This is a genomic window from Myxococcus sp. AB025B, assembly GCF_006518215.1.
GTDB lineage: Bacteria > Myxococcota > Myxococcia > Myxococcales > Myxococcaceae > Myxococcus > Myxococcus fulvus.
Window position 1 is genome coordinate 1 of the sequence record NZ_SRLW01000028.1, and the last position, 21,837, is coordinate 21,837.

Below are 21,837 nucleotides of genomic sequence, written 5' to 3' on the forward strand. Positions count from 1 at the left end.
CCCCCACCGCCCCGGCCGCCTTCCAGGTGAAGCGCTCCGGCAAGGGACGCCCCGTCCTGTTCATCCCCGGCCTCGCCTCGTCCGGCGCGGTGTGGGACGAGACGGTGGCCCACCTGAAGGGTGGCTACGACAGCCACGTCTTCACGCTCGCCGGCTTCGCGGGGCAGCCCGCCGTCCCCGCGCCCTTCTTCGCCACCATGCGCACGGCGCTCATCGCGTACATCCGTGAGCACAAGCTCGAGAAGCCCATCATCGTCGGACACAGCCTGGGCGGCGTGCTGGCGCTCTCGCTGGCCGCCGAGGCGCCCGACCTGGTGGGCGGACTCTTCATCGTGGACAGCGTGCCCTTCCTGCCCGCCCTCATGTACCCCGGCGCCACCGTCGAGACCGCACGACCGTTCGCCGAGCAGGGCCGCGCCCACGTGCGCCAGCAGACGCTGGAGCAGCGCACCCAGGCCTCGCAACAGGCGATGCGCATCTACGCCACCGACGAGGCCCGGCGCGAGGTCGGCGTCCGCTGGGGCGTCGACTCCGACGCGGAGACCATCGCGCAGGCCATGTACGAGATGTCCACCACCGACCTTCGCCCGGAGCTGCCGCGCATCACCGCGCCCACCTTCGTGTTCGGCTCGTGGGCCGCGCTCAAGGGCAGCGTCCCTCGCGAGAACATCGAGGCGCTCTATCGCGGCCAGTACCAGGGCCTCTCCACCGCGCGTGTCGTCATGCACGACACGGCCCGGCACTTCATCATGTGGGATGACCCCGAGGGCTTCTTCACCACGCTCGACGGCTTCCTGAACGAGCACGCCCGCTGACGCGCGTGGAGTCCCACCGCTGAAGCATGATGGACTCGAGGTCTTCATGACGGCAGGAGCACGCATGTCATCCCGACGCGCCCGGGTCTACGCCGCCTGCCAGGCGGGCGGCTGGGGCCTGTACGCCCTCATCAATGCCGTGCTGTCCGTGCTGTCCGTCGTGATGATGCAGCGGCCCGACGAGCAGTTCGCGCGCAGGATGCTCTGGCTCGTCGCGATGAGCCTCTCGGGCGTGCTCATCACCCACGTCGCCCGGGTCCGACTCGGCTTCCGGGAGTGGGCCCGGCTGTCCCTGTCCCGCCTCGCGCCGCGCGTGCTGCTCGTCTGTCTGGCGATGGGGGCCACCCAGTCCGTGGTGGCCCACGTCCTGTCCCGCTTCGTGCTCCGCATCCAGGGGTTCGAGGACTTCTCTCTCACCAACATCATCTTCGGCGGCGCCTTCTGGTCCGTGGTCATGATGATGTGGCTCCTGACGTACTTCGCGGTCCACTTCATCGAGCGCGCGCGTACCGCCGAGCACGAGCGCCTGCAGCAACAAATCGCCTCGCAGACCTCGGAGCTGCGCTTCCTCAAGGCCCAGCTCCAACCGCACTTCCTCTTCAACTGTCTCAACAGCGTCCGGGCCCTCATCGTCGAGGACCCCGCCCGAGCCCAGCAGGCGGTGACCCACCTGTCCTCGCTCTTGCGCTACGCGCTCGCCTCGAAGGACGCGGAGACGGTGCCGCTCGGGCGGGAGCTCCAGGTGGTGCGTGACTACCTGAGCCTGGAGGCCATCCGCCTGGAGGAGCGGCTCCGCGTGCGCGAGGACGTGTCACCCGAGGCGCTCGCCGTGCCCGTGCCCGCGATGCTGGTGCAGACGCTGGTGGAGAACGCCATCAAGCACGGCATCGCCCCTTCGCCCGAGGGCGGCGCGGTGACGGTGCAGGCCCACGTGCGCGAGGGCTCACTCCTCCTCGAGGTGGCCAACACCCCCGCGCCCGTCGGCACACCTCCCGCGCCCCACTCCGGCGGCGTGGGACTCCACAACGCGAGCGAGCGGCTGCGGCTGCTGTGCGGCACCACCGCGTCGCTCCAGCTCGACCAGACCGGCTCCGCCCTCACCACCGCGCGCGTCCGCATCCCCCTGCCCTCATGAGAGTCCTCATCGTCGACGATGAACGCCTGGCCCGCGCGGAGCTGCGCCGACTGCTCGCCGCATTCCCCGACGTCGAAGTCGTGGGCGAGGCCACCCACGTGGACGACGCCTGTCGTCAGGTGGAGTCGCTGGAGCCAGACCTGCTCCTGCTCGACATCCAGATGCCGGGAGGCAGCGGCTTCGACGTGCTCGCCCGGCTCGACGAACCTCCCGACGTCATCTTCACCACCGCGTTCGATGCGCACGCCGTGCGCGCCTTCTCCGTCAACGCGCTCGACTACCTGCTCAAGCCCATCGAAGCGGAGCGACTCACCGAGGCGCTGGAGCGGGTCCGGCAGCGCAGCCGACAGACGGAGCGCGCGTCCGAGCCGACGCGGGCCCCGGGAGCGCCGCTGGAGCGCGTGTTCGTGAAGGAGGGCGAGCGCTGCTGGCTCGTGCAGCTCTCGCAGGTCCCGCTCATCACGTCCGAGGGCAACTACTCACGGCTGCACCTGGCGGGACATCAGCCGCTGCTCTTGCGCTCGTTGAGCTACCTGGAGGAGAAGCTGGACCCCGCGCGCTTCTTCCGCGCGAGTCGACAGCACCTCATCAACCTGGACTTCGTCGACACCCTGGAGCCGGGCCCCGGCGGCACGCTGGTGGCGCGCCTTCGCGGAGGCCCGGAGGTGGAGATGTCACGCCGTCAGTCCCAACGCTTCCGCGAGCGCATGAGCCTGTGAGCGTGCGTCAGTTGGCGCCGTGCTGCGACTTGGACGACTTGCCGGAGGTGAGCACCGGGTCCACCGCCGCCACGCTGTTGCGACGGCGCGTCTGGCGTCCGCGCTCCTCCATCTTCTCGTAGTGCTTCATGCGCGCCAGGATGTGCGGCTCCGACGTCTGGCAGTGCAGCTGCGTCACCTCCTGGTGACGACGCCCCAGCTCCTGCCACGTCTGGAGCATGGCCTGGTTGCCGAGCAGTCGCTCCTCGACATTGTCCAGCACCGCGTCCAGCTCCTCGGCCTCCGCCTCCAGCACCGCGAGCCGCTCCCGAGATTCTTCAGACGGCGTCGAGCACCCCGTCGTCATCACGAGGCCCACCACCACCGACAGCCCGAGCCACCTCTGCATCCCCACATCGCCTCCCACGTGTCTCGCGCCGGCCAGCGGCCTCATGTGCGAAGCCCAAGGTAGGGAGGGCCCCATGACGCGACAACCCGTGCGGGCAAGCGACCCCGTCGACTTTTCAGGAGCCGACGATTCGCCGCACCCAGGCGTGGATTGGAGGAATTCGAGGGACGGACAGGTGCTACGAGCGGTGCCGCAGGATGAACTCGCACACCTCGCGCGCGGCGCCGAAGCCCGCGGGCTTCTGTGCGACGTAGTGCACCTGGGCGCGGACCTCGTCAGGGGCCTCGGGTGGCGCGGAGGAGAAGCCCACCGCCTTGAGCAGCGGCAGGTCCACCACCTCGTCCCCCATGTAGCCACACCGGTCCGCGGAGACGTTCAGCAGCGCGAGCAGCTTCTCGAAGTGCGCGACCTTGTCCTGGCTGCCGAAGTGCACGTGCTTGAGGCCCAGCGACTGCATCCGCATCTGCGCGGACAGGCTGTCTCCTCCGGAGATGGCGGCCACCTCGATGCCCACCTCCTGCAGGCGCTTGATGCCCATGCCGTCGCGCACGCTGTACATCTGCGTCCAGCCGGAGTTGGGCACCCAGAAGATGCGCCCGTCCGTGAGCGTCCCGTCGATGTCGAAAATCATCACCGACAGACGCGACACGCGCGCCTTGAGCGATTCCAGGTCCTGGTTCATCGGAAGGCGCCCTACTTCGGCACGGCCTTGAGCGAGGCCTTGCCGTCCTTGATGACGACCTTGAACTCCACCGCCTTGGCGTTGTGCTGCTTGAGCAGCTCCGGCACCTGCTTGCGCAGCGTGGCGGCCACCGACTCGTAGGACATCTTCGAGGTGTCCTCCTGGCAGCGCCGCTTCGCGGTGACATACGCGTCGTACACGGCGCGCAGCTTGTCGTCCGACATGCCTCCGCCCCCCGCCGACGGAGGCTTGGGCGCCGCCGAGGCCACGGGCGCCGCGGGCCTGGACGCCGCGACCGGCGCAGCCGTGGGACGCGCCACGGGCGCGGGAGTCCCCGCGGGCTTCGCGGCCATGCCCGGAGGGACCGCGGCCGAGCCTCGCGCGGGCGTGCCTCCGAGCGGCGACGTCACCGTGGGCAGTCCGCGCGCGGGCGTCCCCGTCACCGGCGCCACGGCGGGCGTCAGCGGGGCGATTCCCGGGATGCCTCCGCGCGACACGGCGGGGGCGGCCACCGGCGCCACGCTCGGCGCCGCCGAGGCGCTGGCCACCGCGGGCGTGCCACGGAAGGGCGTGCCCCCGGCGGAAGGCGTGGAGGCGGCGGCCGCCGCGGCGGCGATGGCCGCGGCCAGGGGTGGCTCGTTGACGGGGCGGGGGCGGAGCACCTCCTCCACCTCCTCGAAGTCCATGTCGGAGATGTCCTCCGGCAGCTCGACGACGCCCTTCTTCGCGTCCTTGTTCGCCGAGCCTCCGCGCACCTCCGCGCGACGCCGGGCCTTGAACAGGTCGCGCTTGTACGTGCCCGCTTCGATTTCCTGCAGCGTGCGCATCCACAGCCGCTCGTACGTGAGGAACTTGCTGTGGATGCTGCCCACGCGGAACTTGGCCGCGGTGCTGCGGATGAACGACGTCTTCAGCTTGTTCACCCGCTTCTTGAAGTCCTCGTGGGCGCGCGTGGGCGGGTTGCGCTCGTTGCCCAGGAAGTACTGCTCGAAGAGGTTGCGCAGCGCGGCCAGCTCCGCCTCCAGCGCCTCGCACTCATGAAGGACGGCCTCGCTGGAGCTGGTGTCCGCCGGGGCCTTCGTGGCGGGGGACTTCGCGGCGGACTGTCGGGCGTCGGGGGGCGGCATGACGTCTCAGAGTGTCCCCAACCGGCGTCCGGGGATCAACCTCACGCCGCCGACGGTGTCGGTCCGGCCTCGCCCGCCGCCTCGCCCGCCCCTCGTCGCCCCTTCTGGTAGAGCAGCGTCGCCCCGAGGGCGAACATGCACAGGGAGATGGACTGGCTGGTCGAAATGTTGAACCAGGCCTCCAACGGCACCGCGTCCGCCAGCCCCTGGGCCCCCAGGGACTCGAGCAGGCCGTGCAGCGTCCCGCGCTCCACGTCCCCGCGGAACAGCTCCACGGTGGTGCGCAGCACCGCGTAGGCCATCAGCCACAGCGCGAAGATGTGCCCGTGGAAGCGGCGCAAGCGCCGGGCGTACAGCAGCGCCACGAAGAGGACGAGCTGCCCCAGGGACTCGAAGAGCTGGGTGGGGTAGACGCCCAGGGTGTGTCCGTGCTGGGCCACCCAGTCGGAGATGCGCACCGCGTCCGGCGCGGCCTGGTGCAGAATCTGGCCTGTCGCCTCCACGACGAAGCGCGTGTCGTCGAGCTGGGAGGTGTACGCGAGGCTGGAGGCATTGCCCACCTGTCCGAACAGGTCCTGCGCCAGCCCCGAGCCCGGGAAGTGCACCGCCGTCGCGGAGTGGGCCGGCGCCACGTCGCCCCAGCAGCAGCCCGCGCTGAAGCAGCCCAGCCGCCCCAGGCACTGCCCCAGCGACACGGTGGGGATGCACACGTCCGCCAGCCGCAGGAAGTCCATGCCGTGGGCGCGCGCGAAGAACCACGCCGCCACCGCCGCGCCGATGAGCCCCCCGTAGAAGACGAGCCCGCCGCCCAGCGACAGCGCCTGCGTCCAGTCGCGTGAGTAGTCCTTCCAGTTGACCAGCACGAAGAGCAGCCGGCTGCCGCCGATGCCGCCGATGAGCACCCAGAAGGCCAGGTCCATCACCTGCTCGCGCTTTTTGGGCCCCTCCACGTCCACCCACTGGCCATCGACGAGCTCGACCCTGCGCCACTCGTCCCGCGCCAGCCGCCCGGCCACCGTCACCGCCGTCATGAAGCCCGTGGCGAGCAGCACGCCGTAGGTGTGCAGGGGGATGCCCTCGCCCTTTCCACCGGGGAAGGCGCTCTCCGGCAGCGCGTACTTGAGGCCGAACCACGCCAGCCCCGCACCCGCGAGGCCGAAGCCCGCCGCGCGCAGCAGCCGGTCCGCGAGCACCACCGCCTTGCGCGTGCCCGTCTTCGGGTCCACCTCCCCCACCGCGCCGCGCCACCCGTTGAAGGCGATGTAGCCCACCGTGCCCACGGCGAGGGCGTACAAGAGCAGCTGCGCCCACAGGCTGGTGAAGGTGAGGCGGAAGAGGACGGGGAGCATGGAGACCTGCCGGCGGACGAGAGGGGCGGCGTGAGCGCTCGGGAGGCTACCCGCGCCACGCGTCGGAGCAAGGCGGGGAGCACGCCGGTCCGCTCGGGCGGCCCTCCGGCGAGGTGACGCTCAGGCGGCCTTGGTGGGCGCCGGTGCGGGCTTCTCCTTGCGCACGAAGGCGTCCACCAGCAGCAGGCCCACGCCCACGCAGATGGCCGCGTCCGCGACGTTGAAGGACGGCCACGCCGCCTTGTCGAACCAGTGGGCCTCCAGGAAGTCGATGACGAAGCCCCGGGCCAGCCGGTCGATGTAGTTGCCCAGCGCGCCCCCCAACACGAGCGGCAGGCCCCACAGCGCCCACTTCTCCTCCGGGTCCGAGCCGGACAGCTTGCGGAAGTAGAAGACGATGAGGACCACCGCGCCCAGGCTCACCACGTGGAAGAGCGGGCCGCGCTGCTCGGGCGGGAGGTTCCTGAACAGGCCCCACGCCGCGCCCGGGTTCTCCGCGTAGCGCAGGCGGAAGAAGGACTCCGACACCTCGATGCTGCGGCGGGAGCGGTAGTGCAGCCCGTCGAAGCCGCGCTCGGGCGGCGCGCTGAACATGGCGCCCAGGCGTCCCCCGAGCGTCTCCTGCCCCTGCATCTGGGAGGTCAGCTCACGGACGACGAGATACTTCGTCCACTGGTCCAGGGCGATGACGCCCAGGGTGACGGCGAGGAGGATGACGTATTTGCGAGGCACGGGCCTGGGCTTACACCACCCGGCCCCCACCCGTCACGGATTGGGGCTCTGGGCGAGCGGCGCCGGAACGGTCTCCGGGCGGCGCACCTTCAGCGAGTCCAGCAGCATGAAGGCCACGCCCACGCAGATGGCCGCGTCCGCGACGTTGAAGGTGGGCCAGCGCATGCCCGGCTGGTTGCGCCAATGCCAGTCGACGAAGTCGATGACGTAGCCGCGAATCAGCCGGTCCAGGAAGTTGCCCAGCGCGCCGCCGGTGATGAGCGCCAGCGCCAGGCGCGCCAGCTGCTGGTCCAGCGGGGTGCGGCGGTACATCAGGAAGATGAAGGCCAGCGCCGCCACGCTCACCACGTGGAAGAACGTGCGCCGCACGCTGTCGGGCAGGTCGGCGAACATGCCCCACGCCGCGCCCGGGTTCTCCACGTAGCGGAAGTGCCAGTAGTCCTCCACGAAGCGGTGGGGCCGCAGCACGTTGCGCTCGCCGTCCTCGCGAGGCGGGTCGTTGTCGAGGTTGTGGAGGGTGAAGTAGCCCGTCACCCGGGCCAGCCCTTCACGCCCGTCCAGGGCATCCGTCAACCGGGACACAGCCAGATACTTGGTCACCTGGTCCGCGACGAGGACCGTGGTGGCCACGAGAATGAGGAGGCGGAGGGAGGCTTTCATGACGCGTCCCAATCCCTTAACCCGTCCCCCCAAGCCCTGACAACCCGGAGGGCCGACCGGCCCCCGGCGGGCAGCCTGCTCTGTTTCCCGGACATCGCTCGTTTGGGGCATGGTGTGGACATGCCGCCTGTTGAGCCCGACGTGAATCCTTCAGTCTCCGACACGCCCCCACCCACAGCGACTCCCGAGGCGAAGGCCGGGAAGCCGTCGTTGATGGCCCGCTTCAAGACGCTGATGCTGGAGTACGGCCCGCTGGCGTTGGTGATGAACTACGTCATCTTCGGCCTGGTGCTGGTGGGCTTCTACGCGGCCATCCGGCTGGGCTTCCAGCCGTCCGGCGCGGGCGAGCAGGCGGGCACGTGGGCGGCGGCCTACGCGGCGTCACAGGTGGTGAAGCCCCTGCGGCTGGCGGCGGTGTTCGTGCTCACGCCGCTCATCGCGCGAATCCCGCCGGTGGCGCGCTTCATCGAGCGCAACAAGCACAAGTGGAACTTCTGAGCGGAGCACGCGGCGGCCTGTCTCGGAGCCGCCGCGCGCCCACCGCGCTCCGCTAGAAGGCGGGGACGCGGAAGTCCTTGATGACGCCCATGTGCTGCATGCTGGGGGCGCCGCTGTCGTTGGACAGCACCGGTGCGATGTCCGACAGCGGGGTGTAGACGCGGCTGTCGAGCACGAGGCCGTTGGGGAACGAGTTGGAGCCGATGACCGTGGGCGTGCGGTACTGGTTCAGGTCCGCGTCAACCAGGACGTGGTCATAGGGCTTCTCGCGGCTGGCGTTGGTGCCCGTCTTGCCGTTCTTGTCCGCGGGGTACGGGGCGCTGGTGACGACCACGTTCTTGAAGGTGGTGAAGCAGCTCTCGTTGAAGCTGTCCGTGTTGAGGTCACCCCCGATGACCAGGTAGTCGCTCTCCGGGACCTTCCCCCTGACCTTGCTGACGATTTCGGTGGCCTCGGCGTTGCGTGCCCCCGAACTGCGGGTCAGAAGGTGCACGCTGACGACCCACAAGTCCTTGGGCCCGGGGATGTCGATGCGAGCCCAGGCGAAGTCGCGGTTGTCGACCTCGGGGTCCTTCCACTCGCCGGACTCGATGATGGGCCAGCGACTGATGACCCCGTTGGGGATCTGCGCGCCGCCCTCGCGGTAGTAGTAGAAGCCCGGGCCCACCTGGTTCACCAGCGAGGTGATATCCGCCACGGAGTCACTCTTGTAGTTGAACTCCTGGATGAGCACGACGTCGGGGTCCACGCCCTGCATCAGGCGGATGCCGTGGCCCGGGTCGTAGTCCTGGCCGTTCCCGCTCGACAGGTTCGACGCCATGATGCGGATGTTCGTGTAGCTGCCCGGCCCGGGCCCACCGTCCGTCGGCGTCCCGGCGTCCGTCGACGAGCCCGCGTCCGGCGTGCCCGCGTCCACGGGGGAGCCCGCGTCCGTGCCCGCATCGATGGGCGTGCCGGCGTCCGTGCCCGCGTCGGCGGGGGAACCCGCGTCAATCGTCGTCCCCGCGTCGTCCGGCGTGCCGGGACCCGCGTCGACCGGAGAGCCCGCGTCGTCCGTCGTGCCGGGACCCGCGTCAATCGTCGTCCCCGCGTCGTCCACGATGACGGGGCCACCGGCGTCCGTCGGCGTGCCCGCATCGGTCGTCGTGCCCGCGTCGTCCACGATGACCGGCCCACCCGCGTCCGTCGTCGTGCCCGCGTCGTCCACGATGACGGGGCCGCCCGCGTCCGTCGTGCCCGCGTCGGTCTCGGTGCCCGGTCCCGCGTCCTCGAGCGTCCCGCCGTCGTCCGTCAGCGAGCCGCCATCCGCGTCCGCGCCCGCATCGCCCGCACCCGCGTCCGGAGTGGCCTCGCACACCTCGGTCGGCAGACAGAAGGTGGCGTCGCCTCCGTCACGCGCCTCGCCGGTGGGACAGCACGCCGCCTCGGCCTGACCACAGGCACCCTGCTCATCACACGGCCGGACACAGATGGACCGGTCGTAGAACGGGACGAAGCGGCACTCCTCACCCGCACCACAGCCGCCGCCATCCTGCTGGGGATTGCACTCGGCCCACATCACGCCGCCATCCGGCAACGGAAGCGGTGTCTTCGGATCCGAAGAATCCCCACACGCCAGAGCGAAAACCGTGAGCGAGACCACCGCGCACGCCAGATAGGAAAGGGTCTTCTTCATTCGCTCTGCCTGCTTCCGTGGAGACGATTCGAGAGATGGTCCGGGCCGACGACGACGGCCCGACGGGGCGCGGAGTATAGAAGTGCGCCAAGCCCGCAGTCCCGCTACGTACCGCCAAATCGTACATTTACAGCGGTGAAAATCGCGAGCGGGGGCGTCCCACGGGCCAGGGTCCGAGTCCTCCTCGTCACGCAACCGGGAGCAACCCACCGTGGTGACCGTCCGACTTCATGGAAGGCTGAACGACTTCGTCGCGCCGGAGAAGCGGGGCACGCAGCTGCAGGTGGCGCCCCAGGGCTCGCCGTCGCTCAAAGACCTCATCGAGTCACTCGGCCCGCCGCATCCCGAGCTGGACAAGGTGCTCGTCGACGGCGCCCCGGTGGCGCTCGCGCATCGGGTGACGCCCGGAGCCCACATCGAGGCCTTCCCGGCGCTCGGGCACGTCGAGGGCATGCCGCGCTTCGTGCTCGACGTGGGACTGGGGCGGCTGTCGGGTTTCCTGCGGATGCTCGGCTTCGACACCCTGTGGCGCAACGACTTCGACGACCCCGAGCTGGCCCGAATCTCGAGCACCGAAGAGCGCGTCCTGCTGACCCGGGACCTCGGCGTGCTCAAGCGGGGCGAGGTCGTCCTCGGCTACTTCCCTCGCGCCACGGACCCCGCCGAGCAGCTGGTCGAGGTGGTGCGGCGCTATGGGCTCAGCTCCCGGATGAAGCCGTTTTCCCGGTGCATCGCCTGCAACGCGCTCCTGAGTCCCGCCCAACCCCACGAGGTGACCCATCGCGTCCCCCGGACGTGGCGCGCAGGTACACCCACTTCCAGCAGTGCAACGACTGTCGCCGCGTGTTCTGGCCCGGCACACACCAGGAGCGCATGCAGGCGTTGATCGACCGGCTGCGCGCTCTGGAGCTCGAGAGCTGAAGCCCGCACCTCGCAAAGAGTCGCACCTCGCACTTTTTGCGAGGTCACCAATGACCCGCGACGCCAGGGTGAAAGCCCGCACCGAAACGATTTCAGAGGGTTGCGGGGATGCCCCAGCGGGCACGTGAGTTGCTGAGTTCGCGACACTTCCAGCCTTCCCCGCACGGGGGGAGCGCAGAGGAGCCGCGACGATGACGCACCGAGACCTGGCCCGAACCCGAGCGAATGGAGGCTTCACGCTGCTCGTCGCGCTGGGCGTCGTGCTCGTGGTGACGATGGCGGTGATGCTGAGCTACCGGGTGGTGGGCCGCGAGGCGGACACCCAGGCGGACGCGCGCCGGCAGAAGGAGGCGTTCTTCGCCGCGGAGGCGGGGCTGGCCGAGGGTCGCGAGGCCATCCGGCTGCGCACGGCGCTCGACGCCACCACCTACGAGAACACGCTGACGACGATCATCAACTCGGGCGCCGAGGTGACGGAGCTGGGGCTCGCGGGCGCCAATCCCCCCTGGTACGAGCTGCTGCCCGCCAGCCCCGGCGACCCGTGGAACTACCTGCGGCTGACGCCGAACGACATGCCCGCCCATGAGAAGCAGGGGGCGGACAACGTCGCCTACGCGGACTACCCGGAGCAGAACAACGTGCGCTACCGCGTGTTCGTTCGCGACGACATCGACTCGAACCCCACGTCCGACGGCAACGGCCTCATCTGGGTGGCCGCGGTGGGCGAGGTGCTGAGCCGCGACGGCCGCCCCACGCGCTCCGTCGTCCAGGCCCTCATCGCCAACCAGAGCGGCGCGGTGGCCTACGGCCCCGGCTGCAACATGGCCGGCTGCGGCTCTGACAACAACTACAACAATTCGCGGGAGCAGAACGCGCCCGACACCACGCAGATCGAAACGCTCCCCAACAACACGCCTCCCTGACGAACTCCTCGCCGTCCCGCGAGTCATCCATGAAACGCCCTTTGCTTCTCGCGTTGTTGCTCCTGCCAGGATTCGCCACGGCGACTCCTGAAGGAGAGCGCATCTTCCAGAAGGCCTGTGTCGGCTGCCACACCCTCACGCCCCAGCCCTCGGCCGCGACCCTCAAGAAGTCGGGGGGCGCGCACATGAAGCAGCAGCAACGTCCCGCGGGTGAGAAGCGGGTGGAGCTCACCAGCAAGGTGCGCCAGACGCCCAGCGCGGAGCTGCGCACCTGGATTGCCAACCCCCATCGCGTCAAGGACGACACCCGCTGCGACACGCGGGGGATGTCCCCGACGGAGATGGACGCGCTGCTGGCCTACCTCAAGACCAGCTCCCGCCCGCCGTCGCCGCCTCAGGACGTACGGCTGCGTGAGCAGCTCCAGAAAGACCTCGAGACCCGCCGCGCGCAGCAGCGGACCGACGGCATCCAGACCTACAAGCCGGCCCAGGGGAAGTCCCGATGAAAGCCCTCCACCGAGCACTCTCGACGCTCCTCCTGCTGGCCACGCCCGCCGCGCTCGCCGATGACGGTCTGGCCCAGCTCTGCAAGGACAACCTGGCGCAGGACAAGCAGCCCGGCTTCGGCAACGCCGAGAACGACCTGGGCCAGATGACCTTCCCCAAGGAGCTGAAGCTCGTCCCCACCGGACGCAGCGGCGACGCCGACATCCAGTTGCTGCCGCCCGAGAAGCTCAACCCCGAGAAGATCGTCTTCCCGTACGACCAGCGCGTCACCATCAGCTACGTGTTCGAGTCCGCAGGCGCCTCGCACGCGCTGGGCTACATGTACCTGGACCAGGCCGCGAAGTACCTGAACGCGGACGGAGACCTGATCGACTCGAACGGCAACGGAGTCCTCGACCTGCACGAGGACCTCTTCAACATCGCGCCCCAGTCGGGCCCCAAGAAGCGGGACTTCATCGGAGACCCGGCCGACCGCCGCTGCGCGAGCTCTGTCTTCACCTCCGACGGGGAGTCGTACTCTCAGCCTGCCATCGCGATGAAGGCGAGCTGCGCGAACACCTGGCGCCGCGTCACCGGCGGCGCTGGCCTCGCGGATGCCCGCCCAGGCGGCGGCTCCACGCACATCGACACGGACATCGTCGGCACGTCCCAGAGCAGTGGCACGGCCGCCACCGATGACTATTCCGACAAGGGTCTTTTCCCGCGCATCCCCAACCTGCTCGAGCCCGCGGACGACAAGAACGGCGGCAAGGGCATCGGGCAGATGGTGTTCCTGCTCGCGGACGACGACAGCGACAAGACGACCTTCCTCAGCATGACCCCCGTCAAGGACATGTCGGACGACTACGACGCGGTCCCCGACTACAACGTCAGCACGTATGACAACCGGGGCGTTCCGCTGCCCGCGCCGGACTCCGCGGACAAGATCGACCTCGGCGACCGCACGGTGGACCTGGGCACCATCCAGGGTAACCGGGAGATCGTGTTCTTCCTCATCGTCTACTACAGCTCCAACCACGGCCCGAACGAGGGCACCGTCTATCCGTGCTTGAAGCAGGACAGCGCGGGCAAGTGCCTGCTGCACCTGCAGACCCCCATCAACGTGTTCTTCTCCAAGTCCGCCTGGAACCTGGACCAGAACTCGAGCTCCGCCGCGGTCGTGGCGGAGCGCAACATCGGCTGCCCGTACCAGGACAACTGCACCGCCGACGACCCCCAGGGGACGGCCTCCAACCAGTGCGTGGTGGCCGGCACCAGCAACACGAAGCTGTGCGGCTGGCTGGACGACGACACGCTCTACCGCCTGAAGAACGAGGCGACGTACGGCAACCTGGTCATGCCCAAGGAGCGCGCGAAGATCGACCGACCCGGCGGCACACGCAACGCCATGCCCCACGTCATCGTGGGCGCACCGTCCACGGACCCCTTCCGCTGGATTCTCGGCTTCGAGGACCTCCCGGGTGGCGGTGACCGCGACTTCAACGACGTGGTGTTCGTCATCAACAAGGTGAACGGCGGCACCTTCCGCTCCGCGAGCCTGTCGAACGACATCGACCTGAGCGACGCGGAGGACTTCGTCATCACCAAGGTGCGCTTCACGCGCTACGACGACGTCGCGCCCGCCGCCGCCCACATGTGCTCGTCCCCGCCCTGCTGGACCGAGGAGACGCCGGGGGCCTGCTCGGTTCCGGGTCGCGCGCCGCCGACCATCACCTACTCGGTGGCGGTGGACTGCCACACCTTCGAGTTCCAGGGTGGCGTTTACGTGAAGAAGCCCAACCCCAACCGCACCTGGATTCCGGTGCAGTTCGACACGGGCAACCCGAACGTGAAGGAGCTGGACCTGCTGGAGATGGGCTTCACCGGCTCGCAGCTGTGCTGGAAGGTGGACATCACCAGCCCGGACGACCGCTGCGTCCCCGTGGTCGACAACGTCAACGTGGGCTACCAGGCCGTGCGCTCGGGCAGCTACTCCCGCTCGTCGCCCTCCACGGTGGGCAACGCCATCCTCTGGGGTGTGAACGAGACGCCCGGCAGCGCCTGGGGCAAGAACTGGCCCGGCGTGGGCATGCCCGAGGCCTCCACCCGGCTGTACGACGGGCGCAAGGACTACTCGCTGCGAGGCCGGCTGTACTTCCGCTCGCTCTATGACCCCGAGAACACGAACCTGACCAATGTCGTCGAGCGCTGGGACGGTGGCCGGGTGATGGCCATGACCCTGCGCAACGAGGATCCGCTCAACCGCACCATCTACACGATGAAGCCGGACCAGAGCCGCATCACGCTCAAAGATGACATGGACAACGCGAACAGCGTCGCGTTCCCCGACTCGCTCTGCAACCAGCTCGATGCCGGCAAGAAGATCTTCGACATGAACAGCGACGGTAAGTGCGGCACGCCCACCATGGCCCCCGCCGCGCGAATCACCGAGGGCTTCAACGACCGGAACGTCTTCCGCGAGTGGCTCTACGGCTGGGAGGACCATCAGCTGCCCGGGGCGACGAACGTGAAGCGCCCGTGGGCCATGGGCGGCATCAACCTGTCCACCGTGGCAGTGGCCGTGCCTCCCTACCTCGACAACTGGGCGATGAACGCCCTGCCGGCCGAGCGCGACGTCTACCGCCGCAACTTCATGTCCAAGCTCTCCGAGCGTCCGACGGTGGCCTACGTGGGCACGATGACGGGCGTGCTGCACGCCTTCGACTCGGGCGCCTTCCGGCTCAACGGGAAGGACGAGTGCTCCGACGACATCATGCTGCGCGGCTACTTCCTGCACTCGGGCTCCACCTGCGCCAAGCCCATCGCACCGCGGCAGTACGGCACGGGCAAGGAGCTGTTCGCGTACATGCCCGGCGGGCTGCTGAAGGACTACGTCTACCACTACGTGAAGTACGCGGGCTCGGGGACCAAGCCCAAGCCGACGATGGATGCCTCGCCCACGCTGGCCAATGTGGACTTCGGCGGGCTCGGCGAGGCGTGGACGCCCGCCACGGCCACCACCGCCCTGCAGCGGCCGCTGAAGGGCGCCCGCACGACGCTCGTGTCGGCCACGGGCAAGGGCAGCCCCATCATCTTCGCGCTCGACGTCACCCACCCCAGCACGGACCCGGCCGCGACGCGCGCCGACTACCCGATGCCGCTGTGGGAGTACAACCTGAAGAACGACGCCCTGCTGGACGCGTTCACGGACGAGGCCGACGACGACGATGACGTGCTGCTGCCGGACCAGACCGGCTCACGTCACCCGGCGTCCGTCACGCGCATCCAGTGGGGCTCCGGCGACACGACCGGCACCTGGGCGGCCATCATCGGCACGGACTTCAAGCCCACGGCCGGGCGCGCCGGCACGCTCTACCTTCTGGACATGAAGACGGGCAAGCCGCTGCAGCGGGGCACCGGCAAGGGCGCCCACGCGGGCGTCATCACGCTCGACGAGGGCTCCGGCATCGCGGGTGCGACCGCCATGCTGGACCTCAACCGCGATGGTCACTACGACGTCATGTACGTGCCCACCACGGCCGGCAGCGTCTACCGCATCAACCTGGACTCGGTGGACTCCACCCGGACGTATGGCCGGCAGGTGCGGACCTGCCGCGTGGCGAGCGCGCCGGTCGCGGCCTCGACCCACACGGACGCGGCCTCGAACCCGGCGGGGACGGCCCACTTCCAGCAGATCCACTCCAACCTCGCGGTGAAGGTGCTGCGCGACACGGCCAAGCCCGTGGTGCGCATCTATTTCGGCACGGGTGACAACCCGGACGAGATTGGCGATGGCCCCCCCGAACAAGGAGGACTACCGCTACCACCTGATGGCCTTCGAGGACCCGAACCCGGACGGCTCCAAGCCCTGCGCGCTGCTCGACCCCTTGTGGGTGCAGCCGCTCGACCCGGGCCAGGCGGTGTGGGGCGGCGTGTCGCTCAGCGGAGACAAGGTGTTCACGACCACCGCCGTGGGCGCGGCCGCGGACGTCTGCAACCTGAGCGAGACCACGAGCGGCCGGTTCTACACCGCGAACCAGGCGCCGGATGGGGCGGGCAAGACGACGATGACGAGCTCCATCCTGGTGGGCCACGGCACCAGCGCGCCGGTGGTGCACGACGAGCACGTCTTCATCCTGCCCGCCACGGGACAGCCCCTGCTGGTGGGTGAGAAGAACAAGTGGAACAATGGGGCGGCGAACTCGGGAGAGACCCGCTCGCGAGTGCTCATCTACGACCCGATTCCGGACGGGAGACTGCCTCGATGAAGTCGTCGCGGTTGCAGGCCTCCAGGGGCGTCACGCTCCTGGAGGTGTTGGCCACCATGGCCGTGATGCTCGTGGGCATCGCGGCGGTGATGATGCTGGTGACGCAGATCAGCGCGTCCAACCGGCGCACCCTCACCGCCACGCAGGCCCAGCTCATCGCCGAGCGCACGCTCGAGAGCATCATGTCCGAGGGCTGCACGGCCACCCCGCCCTGCGCCAACCTGGCACCGTGGGACAATCGGCGCACCACGGTGTGGCAGACGGCGGCCGGAGAGCTGCGGACCGTCGCCCCCGCCGCGGGCGTGGTCGCGCGGGAGTACGAGGTGGCGGTGGACATCGACAGCCCCAGTGTGGGCCTGCCGGGCTCCATCGAGAACGGCGCGGCGGGGCTGCCGGCCGTCACCCGGCAGTTGGGCGGGGGGCTTGCCGGGAACGTGGCCAACGTCCGCGTCTCGGTGAGCTGGTTGGAGCGGGGCCGGCAGGGCCGCCAGGTGGTGGTGATGCAGACCCGGATGGCGCCATGAGGAAGACCCTTCGTCGCATGGGCGGCTTCACGCTGCTGGAGGTGATGATCGCCAGCGCGCTGGGCGTCATCGTGCTCGGCATCGGGTTGGTCGCGGGCATGCAGGTGCAGCGGCGCGCCCTCACCGAGGAACAGACGATGGTGGCGCAGGTGACGGGGCGGGCGGTGAAGGACCTGCTCACCCTGGACGTGCAGCGCGCGGGAATCGGCATGGGCAACTCCCCCATCCAGTTCTCGGAAGGCGACCAGCGCTATGCCATCCAGAGCTGGACCGCACTGGACATGGCGACGGCCACCCCGCCGTTCGCCGCGGACGCGACCTTCGCGCTGCCTCCCGCGGGCACGCCCTACGCCGACATGACGTCCGATGTGTTGCAGCTCTACTGGGGTGACCCGCGGACGATGGTGACGATGGAGCGATGTGACGCATTCGCGGCCCCCGGCAGACCCAACATTACATCCGTCAAGTCGGGGAACATCCTGTGCACCGCCCCGGCCCCCCACACGCGCCTGCAGCCCACCTCGGGCCAGCCGACCCCCGCGCTCGTCGCGAACCCGACGGCTGGTGCGCTCGCATGCCACTTCCGGGTGACCAACGTCCGCACCGGTGACTCCGTCATCGAGGCCTCTCCAGGCCATGGCGCCGCCGCGACCACCAGTGGGCCCTGCACGAGTGATGTGGGCATGTTCACCGATTCCGGGTGGAACGTCATGCGCACCGTCAGCGCGGCGTATCGCGTGAACTGGAGGGGCGGCCACCCGGCGCTGGAGTACCTGGCTCCGGGCGCGGCCAACTGGGCCGTGGTGAGCCGGGACGTGGAGCGGATGCAGGTTCGATTCGCGGTCATCGACCTGACCCAGCCGGCCCTCGCCTACCGGTGGTACCCCGAGGAAGGGGTTCGCCCGCCCATCGACCAGTGCACGACTGGCAATGCGGAATGCGCGGTGAACGTGGTGGCGCCCATCGAGGCTGCGCCCACCAACGAAGCCGACCTTCGCAACCTGCTTCGCCGACGGATTCGCGAGGTGGAGATCGACCTGGTCATCCGGACGCCGCGCTCGGACCGCACGGTGGTGGACCCGGCGAAGATCAACATCCCGGATGAGGACGGCTTCCCCCAGGACGGCTTCAGGCGCCGGACCTATACCCTCCGGGTGTCTCCCCGGAACTTCGTGTCGGCGGGCCTGCAGCCCGCTCCGGGGCCTTGAGGATGATGCGCACGCGAGGAATGACGCTGTTGGAGTTGATGATCGCCATCGCCGTCGTCGGGATGATGGTGACCCTGGCGGTGGTGGGCATCAGCAAGCCGCTGGATGGCCAGCGAGAGGCGACGGCGACCCGCGAGCTGTGGTCGTCGGCGCTGCGCGCGCGTCAGCGGGCCATCGCCACCAACCAGCCGGTCCGCATCGTGGTGGAGAACAACGTGCTGCTGCCCGATGGAACCCGCAAGCGGGTGGCCCGTTGGGAGCGGCTGACGTGTGACAACGACTTCGACAACAACACCTGCCCCAGGGATGCCTGCACCGGCACCACGTGCCGCGCCAGCCCGGAGTGCTGTTCCGAGACGGGCCCGGACGTCGTCATCCCGGACTCCATGAACGCCACGCCAGTCCATGGGCTCTGCTACCTGCCGGGCTCGGGCCGGGCCGTCAGCAACCTGACCTGTATGCGCGGTCAGCTCGACAACACCGCGGCGCTCACCGCGGCGGCGCCGGGCAACCTCCAGCTCAACTTCTCGGCGAAGTCGGGCCGCCCGCGCAGCCTGCTGATGGTGGAGCCGCTCACGGGCCTCGCCTCCCTGCTGGACTGTGACTCGGTCCGGGCAACCCAGGCTCCCGTCGCCGAGTGCACGACCACGCCTCCGCCTCCGTAGGCGTTCGACACACCACCTGAAACATCCGGGCCCGCGTCTCCTCACGGAAGCGCGGGCCCGTTTCATCTCAGCGCGCCCCAGAGCCCGCGCCGTCCGCTTGGGACTGGCGCGAGCCCACCGGGCATCCGGCGCTCACGCCGCCAGCGCCTCGCGGCACTTGAGGCACACGTCGCCGCCCTGCCCCACCGCCTCCGAGTACGTCCAGCAGCGCGGGCACTTGTGGCCCGCGGCGGGCTTCACCTCGGCCAGGAGCTTCGCGCCGTCGCCGAACACCCGCGTCACGTCCAGCACCGCCGCATCGATGCCCTCCGCGTCCACCACCTCCACCTGGCTGGTGATGAAGAGCCCGGGCAGCTCGTCCAGGTGCTGCATCAGGAAGTCACGCACGGACGCGGACGCCATCAGCAACACGCGCGCCTCCAGCGACGCGCCGATGCGCTTCTCGCGCCGTGCCGCCTCCAGCACGCCCTGCACCGCCTCGCGCACCGCGAACAGCTTCGCGTAGCGCTCCGCCAGCTCCGGCGACAGCTTCGTCCCCGGCTCCGGGAAGCCCGCCAGGAACACGCTCTCCGTCGACTTGCCCGGCAGGAAGCCCCAGGCCTCCTCGGCCGTGAAGCTCATCACCGGCGCGAGCAGCCGCAGCAGCACGGACGCCACCTCATGCAACACCGTCTGCGCGCCCCGCCGGGGCGCCCCGTCCTTGCGCCACGTGTAGAGCCGGTCCTTCAGGATGTCGAAGTACACCGCCGACAAGTCACCGGCGCAGAAGTCCACCACCGTCGCGTAGACGAGGTGGAACTCGTAGTCCTCGTACGCCTGCTTCACCCGGGCCACGACCTCGGCCAGCCGCCCCAGCGCCCACTGGTCCAAGGGCGACAGCTGCGCGTACGGCACCGCATCGTTCGCCGGGTCGAAGTCGTACAGGTTGCTCAGCGCGTAGCGGACCGTGTTGCGAATCTTCCGGTAGCCCTCCGACAGGCCCTTGAGAATCTGGTCCGACAGGCGCACGTCGTTGCGGTAGTCGCTCGCCGCCACCCACAGGCGCAGCACCTCCGCGCCGTACTGGTTGATGATCTTCTCCGGGGCCACCACGTTGCCCAGGCTCTTCGACATCTTCTCGCCCTTGCCGTCCACCACGAAGCCGTGCGTGAGGCAGGCCTTGTAGGGCGAGCGGTCGCGCGTCCCCACCGACACCAGCATGGACGAGTGGAACCAGCCGCGGTGCTGGTCACTCCCCTCGAGGAACAGGTCCGCGGGCAGCCGTTGCCTGCGCTCCAGCACCGCGGAGAACATGCACGCCGAGTCGAACCACACGTCGAGGATGTCCGTCTCGCGACGGAACTCACCCTTGCCGCAGCGCGGACACGCGAAGCCCTCCGGCAGGAAGTCCTTCACCGGCGTGCGGTACCACACGCCCGCGCCCTCCTTCTCCACCGCCTGGGCCACCTTCTCCATCAGCTCCGGCGACACGAGCGCCTCGTCACAGCCCTCGCAGTACGCGATGCAGATGGGCACGCCCCACGTGCGCTGACGGCTGATGGTCCAGTCCGGCCGCGTCTCCAGCATGCCCCGGATGCGGCTGTGCCCCCACGAGGGCACCCACCTCACCTTGTCCACCTCCGCCAGCACCTCCTGGCGGAACGTCTTCTCCCCGTGGAAGGGCGCGTCCATCGGGATGAACCACTGATACGTCGCGCTCAGGATGATGGGGTTGTGGCAGCGCCAGCAGTGCGGATAGCTGTGCGCCACCGTGTCCTTCGCGTCGTTGAGCAGCGCGCCCTTCTCCACCAGCACCGCGATGACCAGCGGGTTCGCCTCGAACACGCGCTTGCCCGCGAGCGCCGGGCCCACCGTATCGTCGTAGCGGCCGTCCGGACGCACCGGGTTGTAGATGTCCAGGCCGTAGCGCAGGCCGACCTCGTAGTCCTCCTGGCCATGCCCCGGCGCCGTGTGCACCAGGCCCGTGCCCGCGTCCAGCGTGACGTGCTCGCCCAGCAGGATGCGCCCGCGCCGCTCGTAGAACGGGTGCTGGTACGTCAGGTGCTCCAGCTCCTCGCCGCGCGCGTACGCGAGGATGCGCGCGGGGTCCACCAGCGCCGCCGCGGAGACCTCACCGCCCGGCAGCTCCACGTGCTTCACCGCCAGCTCGTCCGACTTCACCTCCGCCAGCACCTTGGGCAGCAGGTCCTTGGCCACGCAGATGACGCGCGCGCCCAGCTGGTAGAACACGTACTCCAGCTCCGGGTTGACGGCGATGGCCAGGTTGGCCGGCAGCGTCCACGGCGTCGTCGTCCAGATGGCGAAGCCGACGGCCTTGCCCTTCAACGAAGGCACCCGGTCCGACAGCTCGGGGCCCGCGGGGAAGGCCACGTAGACGGACGGGGACTCGTGCTCCTCGTACTCCACCTCCGCCTCGGCCAGCGCCGTCTGGTCCTGGAGGCACCAGTACACCGGCTTCTTGCGGCGGTAGAGCATGCCCCGGCGCGCGAAGCCGGCCAGCTCCCTGATTTCCTGCGCCTCGTAAGAGAAGTCGAGCGTCTTGTACGGCGCCTCCCACGAGCCGAACACGCCAAGCCGCTGGAACTCCGTCTTCTGGATGTCGATGAACTCCAGCGCGTACGCGCGGCACAGCTCCAGGAAGGCGTCGCGCGACAGGGTGCGCTTGTCCACCTTCTTGTCCTTCAGCCGCTTCTCCACCGCCTGCTCAATCGGCAGACCGTGCGTGTCCCAACCCGGGATGAAGTCGCAGTGGCGACCCACCAGGTTGCGGTACTTCACGACAATGTCCTTGAGGACTTTGTTGAGCGCGTGGCCCGCGTGCAGGTGGCCGTTGGCGTACGGCGGACCGTCAGGAAGCACGAAGGGCTCACCGGCCGCGTTCTTCTCCAGGAGCTTCCCCCAGATGCCCCGCTCCGCCCACCAGCCGAGCATCCTCGGCTCGAGCTGCGCCAGGTTCCCCTTCATCGGGAAGTCCGTGCGCGGCAGGTTGACGGTGTCCTTGAAGTCCTTGTCCTGGGAGGGCGCGTCGCTCATGTCGACAGCGCCCGTAACACGCTCGGTGC

General features: G+C 69.4%; 18 protein-coding genes and 1 pseudogene. 11 read left to right on the top strand and 8 right to left on the bottom strand.

What is annotated here, in order from left to right; all coding sequences use genetic code 11:
• The 3 genes from FL311_RS06930 to FL311_RS06940 all read left to right on the top strand — a co-directional run.
• A partial coding sequence (locus FL311_RS06930; protein ID WP_228556715.1) for an alpha/beta fold hydrolase occupies positions 1-815 on the top strand: 815 nt, incomplete at its 5' end.
• 64 nt (positions 816-879) lie between these two features.
• Positions 880-1,950 (top strand): sensor histidine kinase, encoded by a 1,071-nt coding sequence (locus tag FL311_RS06935; protein WP_141324149.1) that lies wholly within the window; start codon positions 880-882, stop codon positions 1,948-1,950.
• The gene (locus FL311_RS06940) at positions 1,947-2,669 is read left to right on the top strand and encodes a LytTR family DNA-binding domain-containing protein (protein ID WP_141324150.1); all 723 of its coding nucleotides are present in this window, start codon (positions 1,947-1,949) and stop codon (positions 2,667-2,669) included. Before FL311_RS06935 ends, FL311_RS06940 begins: the two co-directional genes overlap by 4 nt.
• A gap of 7 nt (positions 2,670-2,676) precedes the next feature.
• Here FL311_RS06940 and FL311_RS06945 read toward each other — a convergent pair whose 3' ends face one another.
• The 6 genes from FL311_RS06945 to lspA (FL311_RS06970) form a co-directional block, all read right to left on the bottom strand.
• The gene (locus FL311_RS06945) at positions 2,677-3,057 is read right to left on the bottom strand and encodes a lipoprotein (RefSeq protein WP_046710570.1); all 381 of its coding nucleotides are present in this window, start codon (positions 3,055-3,057) and stop codon (positions 2,677-2,679) included.
• 178 nt (positions 3,058-3,235) lie between these two features.
• Entirely contained in the window at positions 3,236-3,739 is a 504-nt protein-coding gene (locus tag FL311_RS06950) for an HAD family hydrolase (RefSeq protein WP_141324151.1), read from the bottom strand.
• 11 nt (positions 3,740-3,750) lie between these two features.
• On the bottom strand, positions 3,751-4,866 hold the full coding sequence (locus tag FL311_RS06955; RefSeq protein WP_141324152.1) for an MXAN_5187 C-terminal domain-containing protein: 1,116 nt from the start codon (positions 4,864-4,866) through the stop codon (positions 3,751-3,753).
• A gap of 41 nt (positions 4,867-4,907) precedes the next feature.
• Positions 4,908-6,215, bottom strand: coding sequence for a prolipoprotein diacylglyceryl transferase (locus tag FL311_RS06960; protein WP_141324153.1), 1,308 nt, complete (start codon positions 6,213-6,215; stop codon positions 4,908-4,910).
• A 120-nt stretch (positions 6,216-6,335) separates the two neighbouring features.
• Positions 6,336-6,947: a signal peptidase II gene (gene lspA / locus FL311_RS06965; protein ID WP_074948473.1), complete on the bottom strand. Its 612-nt coding sequence runs from the start codon at positions 6,945-6,947 to the stop codon at positions 6,336-6,338.
• Positions 6,948-6,980: 33 nt separating this feature from the next.
• On the bottom strand, positions 6,981-7,607 hold the full coding sequence (lspA, locus tag FL311_RS06970) for a signal peptidase II (protein ID WP_141324154.1): 627 nt from the start codon (positions 7,605-7,607) through the stop codon (positions 6,981-6,983).
• A gap of 141 nt (positions 7,608-7,748) precedes the next feature.
• Between lspA (FL311_RS06970) and FL311_RS06975 the strand changes: the two genes are divergently transcribed.
• Positions 7,749-8,105 (top strand): hypothetical protein, encoded by a 357-nt coding sequence (locus FL311_RS06975; protein ID WP_141324155.1) that lies wholly within the window; start codon positions 7,749-7,751, stop codon positions 8,103-8,105.
• Between the two features lie 52 nt (positions 8,106-8,157).
• On the opposite strand, the gene FL311_RS06980 is transcribed toward FL311_RS06975, so the two are convergent.
• Complete coding sequence (locus tag FL311_RS06980; protein WP_141324156.1) at positions 8,158-9,780, bottom strand: endonuclease/exonuclease/phosphatase family protein; 1,623 nt, start codon at positions 9,778-9,780, stop codon at positions 8,158-8,160.
• Positions 9,781-9,991: 211 nt separating this feature from the next.
• On the opposite strand from FL311_RS06980, the pseudogene FL311_RS06985 reads away from it, so the two are divergent.
• The 7 genes and pseudogenes from FL311_RS06985 to FL311_RS07015 all read left to right on the top strand — a co-directional run bounded on the left by FL311_RS06985 (position 9,992) and on the right by FL311_RS07015 (position 18,775).
• Positions 9,992-10,701, top strand: a pseudogene (locus FL311_RS06985) (Mut7-C RNAse domain-containing protein).
• Between the two features lie 191 nt (positions 10,702-10,892).
• Complete coding sequence (locus FL311_RS06990) at positions 10,893-11,624, top strand: hypothetical protein (protein WP_141324157.1); 732 nt, start codon at positions 10,893-10,895, stop codon at positions 11,622-11,624.
• A 29-nt stretch (positions 11,625-11,653) separates the two neighbouring features.
• Positions 11,654-12,130, top strand: a complete 477-nt coding sequence (locus FL311_RS06995; RefSeq protein WP_141324158.1) for a cytochrome c family protein — start codon at positions 11,654-11,656, stop codon at positions 12,128-12,130.
• Positions 12,127-16,281, top strand: coding sequence for a DUF4114 domain-containing protein (locus FL311_RS07000; protein WP_228556716.1), 4,155 nt, complete (start codon positions 12,127-12,129; stop codon positions 16,279-16,281). Before FL311_RS06995 ends, FL311_RS07000 begins: the two co-directional genes overlap by 4 nt.
• A gap of 93 nt (positions 16,282-16,374) precedes the next feature.
• Positions 16,375-16,902: a prepilin-type N-terminal cleavage/methylation domain-containing protein gene (locus FL311_RS07005; protein WP_141324159.1), complete on the top strand. Its 528-nt coding sequence runs from the start codon at positions 16,375-16,377 to the stop codon at positions 16,900-16,902.
• Entirely contained in the window at positions 16,899-18,110 is a 1,212-nt protein-coding gene (locus FL311_RS07010) for a prepilin-type N-terminal cleavage/methylation domain-containing protein (protein ID WP_141324160.1), read from the top strand. The genes FL311_RS07005 and FL311_RS07010 overlap by 4 nt, the downstream gene beginning before the upstream one ends.
• A gap of 2 nt (positions 18,111-18,112) precedes the next feature.
• Positions 18,113-18,775 carry a Tfp pilus assembly protein FimT/FimU gene (locus tag FL311_RS07015; protein WP_141324161.1) on the top strand — a complete coding sequence of 221 codons (663 nt, stop codon included), beginning with the start codon at positions 18,113-18,115 and terminating at the stop codon, positions 18,773-18,775.
• Between the two features lie 132 nt (positions 18,776-18,907).
• Here FL311_RS07015 and ileS read toward each other — a convergent pair whose 3' ends face one another.
• Positions 18,908-21,808: an isoleucine--tRNA ligase gene (ileS, locus tag FL311_RS07020; protein ID WP_141324162.1), complete on the bottom strand. Its 2,901-nt coding sequence runs from the start codon at positions 21,806-21,808 to the stop codon at positions 18,908-18,910.
• Between the last annotated feature and the right edge of the window lie 29 nt (positions 21,809-21,837).

What these genes read in the sequence shown, in the direction of transcription:
- FL311_RS06935 (WP_141324149.1), top strand. Translation starts at nt 880, where the DNA reads ATGTCATCCCGACGCGCCCGGGTCTACGCCGCCTGCCAGGCGGGCGGC.
- FL311_RS06940 (WP_141324150.1), top strand. Translation starts at nt 1,947, where the DNA reads ATGAGAGTCCTCATCGTCGACGATGAACGCCTGGCCCGCGCGGAGCTG.
- FL311_RS06945 (WP_046710570.1), bottom strand. Translation starts at nt 3,057, where the DNA reads ATGCAGAGGTGGCTCGGGCTGTCGGTGGTGGTGGGCCTCGTGATGACG.
- FL311_RS06950 (WP_141324151.1), bottom strand. Translation starts at nt 3,739, where the DNA reads ATGAACCAGGACCTGGAATCGCTCAAGGCGCGCGTGTCGCGTCTGTCG.
- FL311_RS06955 (WP_141324152.1), bottom strand. Translation starts at nt 4,866, where the DNA reads ATGCCGCCCCCCGACGCCCGACAGTCCGCCGCGAAGTCCCCCGCCACG.
- FL311_RS06960 (WP_141324153.1), bottom strand. Translation starts at nt 6,215, where the DNA reads ATGCTCCCCGTCCTCTTCCGCCTCACCTTCACCAGCCTGTGGGCGCAG.
- lspA (WP_141324154.1), bottom strand. Translation starts at nt 7,607, where the DNA reads ATGAAAGCCTCCCTCCGCCTCCTCATTCTCGTGGCCACCACGGTCCTC.
- FL311_RS06980 (WP_141324156.1), bottom strand. Translation starts at nt 9,780, where the DNA reads ATGAAGAAGACCCTTTCCTATCTGGCGTGCGCGGTGGTCTCGCTCACG.
- FL311_RS06990 (WP_141324157.1), top strand. Translation starts at nt 10,893, where the DNA reads ATGACGCACCGAGACCTGGCCCGAACCCGAGCGAATGGAGGCTTCACG.
- FL311_RS06995 (WP_141324158.1), top strand. Translation starts at nt 11,654, where the DNA reads ATGAAACGCCCTTTGCTTCTCGCGTTGTTGCTCCTGCCAGGATTCGCC.
- FL311_RS07000 (WP_228556716.1), top strand. Translation starts at nt 12,127, where the DNA reads ATGAAAGCCCTCCACCGAGCACTCTCGACGCTCCTCCTGCTGGCCACG.
- FL311_RS07005 (WP_141324159.1), top strand. Translation starts at nt 16,375, where the DNA reads ATGAAGTCGTCGCGGTTGCAGGCCTCCAGGGGCGTCACGCTCCTGGAG.
- FL311_RS07010 (WP_141324160.1), top strand. Translation starts at nt 16,899, where the DNA reads ATGAGGAAGACCCTTCGTCGCATGGGCGGCTTCACGCTGCTGGAGGTG.
- FL311_RS07015 (WP_141324161.1), top strand. Translation starts at nt 18,113, where the DNA reads ATGATGCGCACGCGAGGAATGACGCTGTTGGAGTTGATGATCGCCATC.
- ileS (WP_141324162.1), bottom strand. Translation starts at nt 21,808, where the DNA reads ATGAGCGACGCGCCCTCCCAGGACAAGGACTTCAAGGACACCGTCAAC.